This window comes from Billgrantia sp. NRB1 (genome assembly GCF_056921725.1).
The window spans coordinates 2,227,185-2,239,910 of record NZ_CM167783.1 but is presented as its reverse complement, the minus strand read 5'-3'; the positions used below and the strand labels follow the sequence as shown (position 1 = coordinate 2,239,910).

Here is a 12,726-nt window from a genome sequence, read left to right as displayed (position 1 = left end):
AACGGGGGGCGGCTGTACCAGTGCGCGGGCCACGGCAGAAGTGTTGAACGTTATCGCATGGATTCAAACTGCTGTTTGAAAGTGTGTCGGGGCGGGGCCTAGAATCGGTCCTTTCCCCTGCAAGGAGCTTGTTCGATGGATTCACGACTCTCCCGCGCCACCCTGCGCGTGCGCGGCTACCACCTGGACGGCTACGGTCATGTCAACAACGCTCGCTACCTGGAGTTTCTCGAGGAGGGGCGCTGGGGGTATTTCGATGACCGCCCCGATGTCGCCCGGCGGTTTGCCAGCGGCAATCCCGCCTTCGTGGCGGTCAACCTCAATATCAACTACCGGCTTGCCGCCGTGGCCGGCGACGATCTAGAGGTGGTGACCCGGTTGGCCGAGCTGGGTACGCGCAGCGCCCGCATGCATCAGGAGATTCGCCGTGTCGATGACGGGGCGGTGGTGGCCGACGCCGACCTCACCTTCGTGCTGCTCGACGTCAAGGCCAACCGCTCGCTGGCCATCGAAGGGGAGCTGCGTGATGCCCTGGCGCCCCTGGTGCTGGCGGACTGAGGCTCACCGCTAATGCCGGTCAGCCGGCGCGCCGTCGTCATGCGACGGCGGTGAGCGCTTAGGGCGATTGCATGATGCAATGTTTTCTCATCGGGTGGCTTCTGATTGGCAAGGGATGGCAGGTGGGAGGGCGGCTTTGCCGCGCGAAGGCGCCGACAGGCGCCCATTCTCTGGCAGCACGACGCGCTGCTTCGCCCGCTGAAGCGGCCTCCCACGGTAGGAATCGCCCTATGACGAGAGTCGTTCTTGTCGTGCGATTGCCCTGGGCGAGCGCTCCCTGCGCTGCCTTTGTGCTGAGCAGAGTGGTATGATGGCAGGCTGTTATGGCGCGCCCCTTAGATGGCTCGGCGGCGTGCCAACCTGCTGCAGTGCAAAGGATTCGACGACCCATGGGTGACATCGCCAGAGAGATTCTGCCAGTCAACATCGAGGACGAGCTCAAGCAGTCGTACCTCGATTACGCGATGAGCGTGATCATCGGCCGCGCGCTGCCGGACGTGCGCGACGGCTTGAAGCCGGTGCACCGGCGCGTGCTATTTGCCATGCACGAGCTCGGTAACGACTGGAACAAGCCGTACAAGAAGTCGGCCCGCGTGGTGGGCGATGTCATCGGTAAGTACCATCCCCACGGCGACAGCGCCGTCTACGACACCATCGTGCGCATGGCCCAGCACTTCTCCATGCGTCATGTGCTGGTGGATGGCCAGGGCAACTTCGGCTCCATCGACGGCGACAGCGCCGCCGCCATGCGTTACACCGAGGTGCGCATGGCACGCCTCGCCCACGAGCTGCTCGCCGACCTGGAGAAGGACACCGTCGACTGGGTCGACAACTACGACGGTACCGAGCGCATCCCCGATGTGCTGCCCACCAAGGTGCCGAATCTGCTGATCAACGGCTCCTCGGGCATCGCCGTGGGCATGGCCACCAATATCCCGCCCCATAACATGGGCGAGGTGATCGACGCCTGCCTGGCGCTGATCGACGACTACACCCTGTCGGTCGATCAGCTCATGGAGTATGTCCCGGGGCCCGACTTCCCCACCGGGGCGATCATCAACGGCCGTGCCGGCATCCTCGAGGCCTATCGCACCGGCCGCGGACGCATCTACGTGCGCGCTCGCCACACCATCGAGCACGATGACAAGAGCGGGCGCGACCATATCATCGTCACCGAGCTGCCCTACCAGGTGAACAAGGCGCGGCTGATCGAGAAGATTGCCGAGCTGGTCAAGGACAAGAAGGTCGAGGGCATCGCCGAACTGCGCGACGAGTCCGACAAGGACGGCCTGCGGGTGGTGATCGAGGTCAAGCGCGGCGAGTCCGGCGAGGTCGTGGTCAACAACCTCTTCGCCCAGACCCAGCTGCAGAACGTCTTCGGCATCAACATGGTGGCCCTGGAAGACGGCCAGCCGAAGATCCTCAACCTCAAGGAGGTGCTCGAGGCCTTCATCCGTCATCGCCGCGAGGTGGTCACCCGTCGCACCCTGTTCGAGCTGAAGAAGGCCCGCGAGCGCGGCCACATCCTCGAGGGGCTGGCGGTGGCGATCTCCAATATCGACGAGGTGATCGAGCTGATCAAGGCCTCGCCGAGTGCCGCCGAGGCCAAGGAGAAACTGCTGGCCCGGACCTGGCAGCCAGGGCAGGTCACCGGGATGCTGGAACGTGCCGGCGCCACCTCCTGCAAGCCGGAGGACCTCCCGGAGGGCTTCGGCCTCAGCCCGACTGGCACCGAGTATCGGCTCTCGCCGGCCCAGGCCCAGTCGATCCTCGAGCTGCGCCTGCACCGCCTGACGGGCCTTGAGACCGAGAAACTTCTCAACGAGTACCTGGGCATTCTCGAGAAGATCGCCGAGCTGATGGCGATACTGGCCTCCAGCGAGCGGCTGCTCGAGGTGATTCGTGAAGAGCTGAACGCGGTTCGCGACCAGTTTGGCGATCCCCGGCGCACCGAGATCCAGGCCAGCCATCTCGACCTCTCCATCGAGGACCTGATCGCCGAGGAGGACATGGTGGTCACCGTGTCCCGCTCCGGCTACGCCAAGACCCAGCCGCTTTCGGACTACCAGGCCCAGCGCCGGGGTGGTCGCGGCAAGTCGGCCACCGCCATGAAGGACGAGGACGTCATCGAGCACCTGCTGGTGGCCTCCACCCACGACACCGTGCTGCTGTTCTCCAATCGCGGCAAGGTCTACTGGCTCAAGGTCTACGAGATGCCGGCGGCCAGCCGTGGCTCCCGTGGCAAGCCGCTGGTCAACCTGCTGCCGCTGGAGGAGGGCGAGGCGATCAACGCCATCCTGCCGGTGCGCGACTACTGCGCCGAGAGCTACATCTTCTTCGCCACCGCCAAGGGCACCGTCAAGCGCACCAGCCTGGATCAGTTCTCCCGGCCGCGCAGCGTGGGCCTGATCGCCATCGACCTGGAGGAGGGCGATCGCCTGGTGGGGGCCGCCATCACCTCGGGTAGCGACCACGCCATGCTGCTCTCCTCCAACGGCAAGGCGATCCGCTTCGAGGAGGGCAACGTGCGCGCCATGGGCCGCACCGCTCGAGGGGTGCGCGGCATGCGCCTGCAGGATAATGCCGAGGTGATCAGTCTGATCATTCCTCAGAGCCAGCAGATCGACGCCAACGCCGACCTGGAAACCGAGGATGAAAACGGCGAGCCCCGCGAGAACGGCAACGGCGGGCAGATCTATATTCTCACCGCCAGCGAAAACGGTTACGGCAAGCGAAGCCGGCTCGAGGAGTTCCCGCTTCGCGGTCGCGGCGGCCAGGGGGTCATCGCCATGCAGACCAGCGAGCGCAACGGCTCGCTGGTGGCCGCCATGCAGGTCTACTCCACCGACGAAATGATGCTGATCACCGACCGCGGCACTCTGGTGCGTACCCGAGTCGATGAGGTCTCGATCACCTCGCGCAACACCCAGGGCGTCATGCTGATTCGCCTGGGCAACGACGAGAAGCTGGTCAAGACCGTGCGCATCGACGAGCCTGAGAGCGAGCTAGAGGATGAGCCGGAAAGCGGCGTCGAGAACGAGCTCGAGGGTGAGCAGCAGGAAGGGCAGGGCCCGGAAGAAAGCGAGCCGCGAAACGGCGAGTAATCGCGCTTCAAGCCCGGAAAGCGATGAGCTGTTCCGGCGACAAGCCTCGCGAGGGCGCTGTGAACCCATCCCTGGGCGCTACTTTTGCCATCCATGGCAAAAGACCCTCGCTACGGCTTGTCCCCGGCGCTCATCCCGCTTGGTCACGAGACATGAGAAAAACGGAACACCACGCTGATGACACGCCACTATAACTTCTGCGCCGGCCCCGCGGCGCTTCCCGCGCCGGTGCTGGAGCGGGCTCGCGAGGAGATGCTCGACTACCAGGGGCGCGGACTCTCGGTGATGGAAATGAGCCATCGCAGCCCCGAGTTCGTCGCCATCGCCGAGCAGGCCGAGCGCGACCTGCGCGAGCTGCTGGCCATTCCGGCCAACTACAGGGTGCTCTTTCTTCAAGGCGGCGCCAGCCTGCAGTTCGCCATGGTGCCCATGAACCTGCTGGGGCGGGGCGGACGCGCCAATTTTGTTTATACCGGTATCTGGGGAAAGAAGGCCCTGGCCGAGGCCGAGCGCCTGGGCTTTCCGGTGCACCTGGCGGGTTCCAGCGAACCTAGCGGCCATACCCGGGTGCCCGAGCCGTCGCAGATCGCCCTGTCCGACGACGCTGCTTACCTGCACTACACCGCCAACGAGACCATCGGCGGGCTCGAGTTTGACTACATTCCCGAGGTTGGCGCGCCCCTGGTCTGCGATATGTCCTCGTCGATTCTCTCCGGGCCGCTGGATGTGTCGAAGTTCGGCATCCTCTATGCCGGCGCCCAGAAGAACATCGGCCCGGCGGGCCTGACCCTAGTGGTCGTGCGCGAGGATCTGCTCGACCGGGCGGGGAATGCCATTCCGAGCCTGTTCGACTACCGCGGCCTGGCCGATGCCGGCTCCATGGTCAATACGCCGCCCACCTTTGCCTGGTACCTGGCGGGGCTGGTCTTCCAGTGGCTCAAGCAGGATATTGGCGGCCTGGCCGCCATGGACGTCATCAATGCCCGCAAGGCCGCCAAACTCTACGCGGCCATCGACGCCAGCGAGCTCTATTCGAACCCCATCGCCGAGCGCAACCGCTCGCGGATGAACGTGCCCTTCGTGCTCGCCGACGCGCGCCTGGACAAGCCGTTTCTCGCCGAGGCCGAGGCGGCCGGGCTGCTCAATCTGAAGGGGCATCGCAGCGTGGGCGGCATGCGGGCCAGTCTCTACAACGCCGTTCCGGAAGCGGGTGTCGACGCTCTGATCGCCTTCATGGCCGACTTCGAGCGGCGTCACGGTTGACCCCTTCGGGGAGCTATAAGCTGTAAGCTTTTAGCTGTAAGAGAAAACCGTTGCCAGCGACGGGGCTGGTAGTAGCATCTCGGCTTACGGCTTACGGCTTACGGCTTACGGCTTACGGCTTACGGCTTACGGCTTACGGTCATCAACAATTCAGGGAAGCGCCCATGAGTGAACCCCCCATCGATCTGGATGCGCTGCGCGAGCGCATCGACAGCCTGGACAACGAGATCCTTAGGCTGATCAGTGCCCGGGCGGACTGCGCCAAGCAGGTCGCCGAGGTGAAGACCAAGACCGATCCGGGCGCGGTCTTCTACCGCCCCGAGCGTGAAGCCCAGGTGCTGCGCCGCATCATGGAGCTCAACGCCGGTCCGTTGGACAGCGAGGAGATGGCGCGCCTGTTCCGCGAGATCATGTCCGCCTGCCTGGCGCTGGAGCAGCCCATCAAGGTGGCCTACCTGGGCCCGGAGGGCACCTTTACCCAGCAGGCCGCGCTCAAGCACTTCGGTGAAAGTGCGGTGAGCCTGCCCATGGCGGCCATCGACGAGGTGTTCCGCGAGGTGGAGGCGGGCGCCGTCAACTACGGCGTCGTGCCGGTGGAGAACTCCACCGAGGGTGTCATCAGTCACACCCTGGACTCCTTCATGGACTCCTCCATCCGTATCTGCGGCGAGGTGGTGTTGCGCATTCACCATCACCTGCTGGTGGCCGACACCACGCGCCGCGACAAGGTCTCGCGGATCTACTCCCACCCGCAGTCCTTCGCCCAGTGCCGCAAGTGGCTCGATGCCCACTACCCCCGAGCCGAGCGGGTGCCGGTGTCGTCCAACGCCGAAGCCGCTAAGATGATCAAGGGCGAGTGGCACAGTGCCGCCATCGCTGGCGACATGGCGGCCAAGCTCTACGAGCTGGAGAAGATCGCCGAGAAGATCGAGGACCGCCCCGACAACTCCACGCGCTTTCTGATCATTGGCAGCCAGCACGTACCGCTTTCCGGCGAGGACAAGACCTCGGTGGTGGTGGCCATGCGCAACCAGCCGGGTGCACTGCACGACCTGCTGGAGCCCTTCCACCGCCATCAGATCGATCTGACTCGCCTGGAGTCGCGGCCGTCGCGCAGCGGCGTGTGGAACTACGTCTTCTTCATCGATTTCAAGGGGCACGTAGACGAGCCGCGGGTCGCCGCCGTACTGGAGGAGGTGCGCCTGCGCGCCGCCGAGCTCAAGGTGCTGGGCTCCTACCCCATGGGCGTGCTCTAGACATGCGGCAAGCGTTGGACGGGGCGTGTCGGGTGGAGGAGTCGCGGATCCTGATCGTCGGCCTGGGGCTGATCGGTGGCTCGCTGGCCGCCGCCCTTCGGGCGAGCGGCTACGGGCGTTGCGACAGCGATGCTGCCGGCGGCGTCGGACCGACCGGCGGGGGCGGGCCGGTGAAGAGAGCGGAGATCGTCGCCTGCGACCCGGATGCCGACGAGATCGCCCGCGGCATCGAGATGGGGCTGATCGACCGCGGCGGCACCCGGCTGGCACCGCTGGTGCAAGATGCCACGCTGATCGTGTTGGCGGTGCCGGTGCTGGCCATGGAGCCGGTGATGCGCGAGCTGGCCGACAGCCTGGCATCGGCCCATGGGCGGGTGGTGATCACCGACGTGGGCAGCACCAAGGGCGCCATTCGCGACTGCGCACGGCGAGTCTTCGGTCGGCGGCCGCCCAACCTGGTGCTGGGGCATCCCATCGCCGGCTCCGAAAAGAGCGGCGTGGCGGCCTCGAACCCGCGGCTCTACGTCAACCACAAGGTGATCCTGACCCCTGGCGCCGAGACCGATCCCGTGGCCGTGGCCCGGGTGCGGGCGCTGTGGGCGGCCTGCGGCGCCGAGGTGCTGGAGATGGAGGTCGAGCGCCACGACCAGGTGCTGGCCCGCACGAGCCATCTGCCGCACCTGCTGGCCTTCTCCCTGGTGGACACCCTGGCGCGCCAGGACGAGCGGCTGGAGATCTTCCGCTACGCCGCCGGAGGCTTTCGCGACTTCACCCGCATCGCCGGCAGCGATCCGGTGATGTGGCGCGATATCTTCATCGCCAACCGCGACGCCGTGCTCGCCTCCCTGGACGACTTCGAGGTCGGGGTGGCCCGACTTCGCCGCGCCGTGGAGGCGGGCGACGGCGATGCCATGCTGGCGACCTTCGATCGTGCGAGCCATGCGCGCCACTATTTCGATACTCTCCTGAACCAGACCAGCTATCAGGCGGAATATAAGATGCAACAACGAGGCAATCTGCGCTTCCGGGCGGGTCCCGGTGGCAGCGTGGCCGGCCGCATTCGCGTGCCCGGCGACAAGTCGATCTCTCACCGCTCCATCATGCTCGGCGCCCTGGCCGAGGGCGTCACCGAGGTGAAAGGCTTCCTGGAAGGCGAGGACAGCCTGGCCACCCTGCAGGCCTTCCGGGAGATGGGCGTGGCCATCGAGGGTCCCCATCAGGGGCGGGTGACCATCCATGGAGTGGGCATGCACGGCCTCCAGGCGCCGGCCGGGCCGCTCTACGTGGGCAATGCCGGTACCGCCATGCGCCTGTTCGCCGGCCTGCTGGCCGGCCAGGCCTTCGATACCGAACTCACCGGCGACGCCTCCCTGACCAAGCGCCCCATGGGCCGGGTAGCCGATCCGCTGCGCCTGATGGGCGCCGAGATCGACACCGCCGAGGGTGGCCGCCCGCCGCTCCACATCCATGGCGGCAAGGCGCTCAAGGGCATCACCTATGACATGCCCATGGCCAGCGCTCAGGTGAAATCCTGCCTGCTGCTCGCTGGGCTCTACGCCGAGGGCGAGACCCGGGTGCGTGAGCCGGCGCCGACCCGCGATCACACCGAGCGCATGCTGCAAGGATTCGGCTACGCCGTGGAGCGCGACGGCGACACCTGCTGGCTGTCCGGCGGCGGCAAGCTCACCGCCGCTCCCATCGATGTGCCCTCGGATATCTCTTCGGCCACCTTCTTCCTGGTGGCCGCGGCGATCACCCCCGGGGCCGACCTGACCCTCGAGCACGTCGGCATCAATCCGACCCGCATCGGCGTGATCAATATCCTCAAGGCCATGGGCGCCGACCTCGAACTCTCGAATCAGGCCGAAGTCGGCGGCGAGCCGGTGGCCGATATCCGCGTGCGCTATGTGCCGCTCAAGGGGATCGATATCGACGAGGCCCAGGTACCGCTGGCCATCGACGAGTTCCCGGCGCTGTTCATCGCCGCGGCGAACGCCGAGGGCACCACTCGGCTGCGCGCCGCCGAGGAGCTGCGGGTCAAGGAGTCCGACCGCCTGCAGGCCATGGCCGACGGCCTGGCCGCCATCGGCGTCGAGCACACCCTGCTCGCCGACGGCATCGACATCGTCGGCAGCGGCAAGGCCGAGGGGCCGAGCTACGGCGGCGGGCGCATCGACAGCCTGGGCGACCACCGTATCGCCATGGCCTTCGCCATCGCCTCGCTGCGTGCTAGCGACGAGATCATCATCGACGACTGCGCCAACGTGGCGACGTCGTTTCCCGGCTTCGTCGATCTGGCCCGACGGGTGGGGCTGAGCCTTAGCGAAGAGCGCTTCCCTGATGCCGAGGCCGAGGCGGCGGGCGAGGAGGGCGCATGACCCATGCCGAGGATGCGCCGCCGGTGCTCGCCATCGACGGTCCCGGCGGGGCCGGTAAGGGCACCATCAGCCGGTTGATCGCCGAACGACTGGGTTGGCATCTGCTCGACAGCGGCGCCCTGTATCGCTTGACCGCCCTGGCCGCCCACCGGCACGGGGTGGCGCTGGACGATGAGGCGGGCCTGGCGAGCCTGGCCCGCGAGCTGGACGTGGTGTTCGTCGCCGAGGGGGATGGCACCCGTATCGAGCTGGAGGGCGAGGACGCCACCGCGGCGATTCGCACCGAGCAGATCGGCGACGCCGCCTCCCGAGTGGCGGCGCTGACGGCGGTGCGCCAGGCGCTGCTGCAGCGCCAGCGAGACTTCCGCCAGGCGCCGGGGCTGGTGGCCGACGGCCGCGATATGGGCACTGTGGTGTTCGTGGACGCCCCGCTCAAGGTGTTCCTCACCGCCTCGGCCGCCGAACGCGCCCGGCGACGCCACCTTCAGTTGCAGGAAGCGGGGGTGGATGCTAGTCTATCGAGTCTTTTAAAGGAGATTCAGGCACGCGATGCACGCGACATGCAGCGCAGCGTGGCCCCGCTCGTACCGGCCGATGACGCCCTCGAGCTGGACACCACGAGCCTGAGCATACCGGAAGTGGTGGATCGGTTGACGGAGTGGCTGGCCGAGCGCGGCCTCACTCGCGACACCTGACTCTCCCTTGCGGCGCTCCCGTCAGGATGTGATGGCATGGTCGGGCACCCCTTTCCGAAAGCCCGGCCAGGTCCAACCAGCGCTAACATCCCCGGGGGCTTGGCACATAAGGCCCGCACTCGCTGGTGGTGCGGAGAAGGCGGCGACGCCTCAACACCGTTGATCACGTAGGAACATCATGAGCGAAAGCTTTGCTGAACTGTTTGAACAGTCACTTCAGGACATCAACATGGAGCCGGGCGCCATTGTTCTGGCTACCGTCGTCGACATCGAGGGTGACTGGGTCACCGTCAATGCCGGCCTGAAGTCCGAAGGGCAGATCCCCGCGGCGCAGTTCCGCGACGACAATGGCGAACTGACCATTGGCGTCGGCGACGAAGTCAAGGTCGCCCTGGAAGCCGTCGAGGACGGTTTCGGCGAGACCCGTCTGTCTCGCGAGAAGGCCAAGCGCGCCGAAGCCTGGAAGGTCCTGGAAGCGGCCTTCGAGAAGGAAGAGATCGTCAAGGGCGTGATCAACGGCAAGGTCAAGGGCGGCTTCACCGTCGACATCGACTCCATCCGCGCCTTCCTCCCGGGTTCGCTGGTCGACGTGCGCCCGGTGCGCGACACCACGCACCTGGAGCATAAAGAGCTCGACTTCAAGGTCATCAAGCTCGATCCCAAGCGCAACAACGTGGTGGTGTCCCGCCGCGCCGTGCTCGAGGCCGAGAACAGCGCCGAGCGTGAGGCCCTGCTCGCCACCCTGCAGGAAGGCCAGCAGATCCTGGGTATCGTCAAGAACCTCACCGACTACGGCGCCTTCGTCGATCTCGGTGGCGTCGACGGCCTGCTGCACATCACCGACATGGCCTGGAAGCGCATCAAGCATCCGTCCGAGATCGTGGCCGTGGGCGATGAGATCAACGTCAAGGTGCTGAAGTTCGATCGCGAGCGTAACCGCGTGTCGCTGGGCCTCAAGCAGCTGGGCGAAGATCCCTGGGTCAACATCAAGGATCGCTACCCCGAGAACACCGTGGTCACCGCCCGCGTCACCAACCTCACCGACTACGGCTGCTTCGCCGAGCTGGAAGAGGGCGTCGAGGGCCTGGTTCACGTCTCCGAAATGGACTGGACCAACAAGAACATCCATCCCTCCAAGGTCGTGCAGATCGGCGATGAGGTGGACGTCATGGTGCTGGATATCGACGAGGAGCGTCGCCGCATCTCGCTGGGTATCAAGCAGTGCACCGCCAATCCGTGGGAAACCTTCAACGCCCAGTACAACAAGGGCGACCGGGTGTCCGGTACCATCAAGTCGATCACCGACTTCGGTATCTTCATCGGCCTGGAAGGCGGTATCGACGGCCTGGTGCACCTCTCCGACCTCTCCTGGACCGAGACCGGCGAAGAAGCCGTGCGTCGCTTCAAGAAGGGCGACGAGGCCGAGGCCGTGATCCTCTCCATCGACCCGGAGCGCGAGCGCATTTCCCTGGGCATCAAGCAGCTCGATACCGACCCGGTCGCCGAGTTCCTGTCCGTCAACGACAAGGGCAGCATCGTCACCGGTCGTGTGGTGGAGGTCGATGCCAAGGAAGCGCAGGTCGAGCTGGCCACTGACGTGGTCGCGGTGCTCAAGGCCTCCGAGATCAGCGCCGACCGCGTCGAAGACGCCCGCAACGTGCTGAGCGAAGGCGACAGCGTCGAGGCTCGCATCATCGGTGTCGATCGCAAGAATCGTCAGATCAACCTGTCGATCAAGGCCAAGGAGCATGACGACACCCGTCAGAACCTCAAGAAGCTGCGTGAAGAGAGCGTCGAGAGCGGTGGTCCGACCACCATCGGCGACCTGATCAAGCAGCAGATGGGCCAGGACTAAGCTGCCCTGCAAGGCCGCTGCCGTCGGCCTTGCGTCAGCCAGTCCCACGCTGACAACGCCGTCCCGGCTAGCCGGGGCGGCGTTTTCGTCTGCTTGTCATGCGGCAGGTCGGCGATTGCCGGATGCGAGGTGATCGAAACCGGGCCTGCAATCTGGTGTACTTGTATGCACACGCATCAATTCTTCGTCGAGGAGCACAGGGACGCCATGGCCACCATCGAACACAGCGCTATCCTCAAGGCGCCTCCCGAGCGGGTGTTCGCCCTGCTGGAACGGGTCGAGGACTTCGTCGACTACTCGGACCTGATTCGGGATATCGAACCGCTGGGCGGGGAGCGCTATCGCTGGCACGTCCATGCGGTAGGGATGGACTGGACGTTCGATGTGGAGATCACCGAATCCCAGCCGCCGGAGCTTCTCGCCTGGGAGTCGCTGGACGGTGTTCACAATCAGGGCTGCTATCGTCTGACCGCGGTAGAAGAAGGCACCAAGGTGGCCCTCACCCTCACCTACGCCATCCGCAATCGGCTGGTGGAAAAGGCCGTCACGCGTGCCGCCAAGCCGCTGGTCAACAAGGTCAGCCGCGAGATTCTCGCCCGGGTGGAGGCGCGCCTGTGATTCCGCTACTTTTCCTTGTCGGGGAGGGCTAAACTGCAGGCAGAAGGCCGCCGGCCTCATACGAGGAATCGAGCATGCTTAAGGCATTGATCTGGTGCTGGGTCGCGCTGGGGCTCCAGCTGGTCCTGCTTCACTATGTGGATCGTCGGGTCGCGGCGATGCCGCGCCTGGGGGAGGAGGCGTCTCATGACGTGGAGGGGATGGCGACAACACCTCCCAGCGGCGAGCTAGATGCCTGAAGCAGTCGGCGTTGCGTGACCCGGGCCCGGGCGCATGGCACCATAGGCGCTTTCCACTGGCACGCAAGAGATAGCGGATGCAGCAAGACACCTCTCTACGCTGGCGTTGGCGCTGGGTTGCCATTGGCGCCAGTGTCCTGATGGCCGGCTATCTGTGGATCTGGCACTCGCCGGACCTTACCGCTATCAAGCATTGGGCCGAAGAGGCCTCCCACCATCCGGCGACGGTGATGGGTGTGATCTTGATCATGGCCGTGACCCTGGCGTTCGGGCTGCCCGGGAGCATCGGGCTGTGGCTGATCGCTCCCTTCTATCCCCCCCACGTGGCGACACCCATGCTGATTGTCGGCAGCGTAGGCGGTGCCCTGGGCGCCTACCATCTGGCCGCTCGCGTTGGCGATGCCTGGAGCCCCAAGGGGCTGACCCGTAAAGTCATGCGCATGCTGGAAAAGCGCAGCGATTTTCTCACCCAGTGCGCGCTGCGCGTGCTCCCGGGATTTCCCCACTCGGTGATTAACTACGCCGCCGGGCTGCGGCGCCTGCCGTTGCGTACCTTCGTGATTGCCGCCGTGATCGGGCTGGGGGTCAAGTGGGCCGTCTACGCCAGTGCCATCCACGGTGCGCTGGAAGCGGTGGAGCGGGAGGACGCCCTGAGCCTCGACGTGGTGATGCCGCTGGTGGCGCTAACCCTGTTGCTGCTGATCGGCGCCTGGATGCGGCGCCGCGTCGAGCAGGGCCGGGAGATGTAGGCGGGAGTCGC

General features: G+C 65.8%; 10 protein-coding genes. All 10 read left to right on the top strand.

Annotated features, from left to right (window positions below; all coding sequences use genetic code 11):
* The first annotated feature begins 135 nt into the window (after positions 1–135).
* The 10 genes from ACZIYR_RS10240 (at position 136) to ACZIYR_RS10195 (ending at position 12,715) form a co-directional block, all read left to right on the top strand.
* Positions 136–558 (top strand): acyl-CoA thioesterase, encoded by a 423-nt coding sequence (locus ACZIYR_RS10240; protein ID WP_473033665.1) that lies wholly within the window; start codon positions 136–138, stop codon positions 556–558.
* Positions 559–947: 389 nt separating this feature from the next.
* Positions 948–3,662, top strand: a complete 2,715-nt coding sequence (gyrA, locus tag ACZIYR_RS10235; protein WP_473033664.1) for a DNA gyrase subunit A — start codon at positions 948–950, stop codon at positions 3,660–3,662.
* Positions 3,663–3,839: 177 nt separating this feature from the next.
* Positions 3,840–4,925 carry a 3-phosphoserine/phosphohydroxythreonine transaminase gene (gene serC, locus ACZIYR_RS10230; protein ID WP_473033662.1) on the top strand — a complete coding sequence of 362 codons (1,086 nt, stop codon included), beginning with the start codon at positions 3,840–3,842 and terminating at the stop codon, positions 4,923–4,925.
* A 164-nt stretch (positions 4,926–5,089) separates the two neighbouring features.
* Positions 5,090–6,181, top strand: a complete 1,092-nt coding sequence (gene pheA / locus ACZIYR_RS10225; protein ID WP_483526614.1) for a prephenate dehydratase — start codon at positions 5,090–5,092, stop codon at positions 6,179–6,181.
* 2 nt (positions 6,182–6,183) lie between these two features.
* On the top strand, positions 6,184–8,559 hold the full coding sequence (locus ACZIYR_RS10220) for a bifunctional prephenate dehydrogenase/3-phosphoshikimate 1-carboxyvinyltransferase (protein ID WP_483526613.1): 2,376 nt from the start codon (positions 6,184–6,186) through the stop codon (positions 8,557–8,559).
* Entirely contained in the window at positions 8,556–9,254 is a 699-nt protein-coding gene (cmk, locus tag ACZIYR_RS10215; RefSeq protein ID WP_473033659.1) for a (d)CMP kinase, read from the top strand. The genes ACZIYR_RS10220 and cmk overlap by 4 nt, the downstream gene beginning before the upstream one ends.
* 178 nt (positions 9,255–9,432) lie before the next feature.
* Positions 9,433–11,109, top strand: coding sequence for a 30S ribosomal protein S1 (rpsA, locus tag ACZIYR_RS10210; protein ID WP_473033657.1), 1,677 nt, complete (start codon positions 9,433–9,435; stop codon positions 11,107–11,109).
* Between the two features lie 207 nt (positions 11,110–11,316).
* Positions 11,317–11,727: an SRPBCC family protein gene (locus ACZIYR_RS10205; RefSeq protein WP_473035033.1), complete on the top strand. Its 411-nt coding sequence runs from the start codon at positions 11,317–11,319 to the stop codon at positions 11,725–11,727.
* Between the two features lie 74 nt (positions 11,728–11,801).
* The gene (locus ACZIYR_RS10200) at positions 11,802–11,966 is read left to right on the top strand and encodes a hypothetical protein (protein ID WP_473033656.1); all 165 of its coding nucleotides are present in this window, start codon (positions 11,802–11,804) and stop codon (positions 11,964–11,966) included.
* Positions 11,967–12,043: 77 nt separating this feature from the next.
* Positions 12,044–12,715, top strand: a complete 672-nt coding sequence (locus tag ACZIYR_RS10195) for a TVP38/TMEM64 family protein (protein WP_483526612.1) — start codon at positions 12,044–12,046, stop codon at positions 12,713–12,715.
* Positions 12,716–12,726 lie beyond the last annotated feature (11 nt).